Genomic DNA, 844 nt, shown 5'->3' on the forward strand with positions numbered 1-844 from the left:
GCTGATAAAATGCTTACTTTTTAAGTGGATTCCTACATACTCTTCGTAAAGATCATCCAAGGCTTGCCGAATTTCAGTTTTTGTTGTCGCCTGTAAGTCCACTTGACCTAGTTTGTCATATGGTATTTGACTAAACAGTCGAATAAAATGACTTGCCCGTGGTGACCAATGGAGACGCCTATCATCCATGTGAAAATGTTGTTCGCATAAAACGCCAGCATATTGCATGGAATAGTCAAAACGGCCTTGATCACGGCCACAAATAGCACATGACCTAAAGTTAGGGCCCACCCCGAATTTCGGCAGCAACTGAATTTCAAATATATTGGCCACGACTGACGGATCGACGCCGGCTTCTATTTTGCCTAGACCTTGCCACAACAAATTAAAAACCTTGTCTTCTTCAATAAAGTCTTCAAAGGCGGCATCGGTCAAACCTGTCATGTAGGCTGCATAGGCATTAGCCTGTATATTTGAGATCGTTGCCTTTGGAAATAGAACATCGTCCGTATCATTAAGAAAGGAAAAACCTTTATCGTTGATGGTTCCCACAAAAGAGGCTCGCATATAGGGAAAGGCAATTTCCCTTAAACTGTTATTTTGTCGTTGAATATTCTTAATGAAGAACATCCGCTTACCAAATTCCTTGGTGAATATTTTAATCAGCAGGTCTTTTTCCTTGTATTTCCGCGTAAAAAGGACAATCCCATCGAAACGCGCGTAATGGTCTTTTCGCATGGTCTTGTCCCCTTTCGTTTTGCATGTCAATATGATGCCATTTTGTTAGCGACGCGTTTATTAACCCTTATAGTTTTTATGATTGTAACCAAGGTCACCTAAGTTG

General features: G+C 41.0%; 1 protein-coding gene. It reads right to left on the minus strand.

The window, feature by feature from the left end:
* Positions 1 to 738: DNA repair protein RecO (gene recO, locus ACRCJ0_RS16490; protein WP_431391238.1), on the minus strand; the 738-nt coding region annotated here is incomplete at its 3' end.
* Between the last annotated feature and the right edge of the window lie 106 nt (positions 739 to 844).

The organism is Aerococcus sp. L_32, assembly GCF_050689315.1.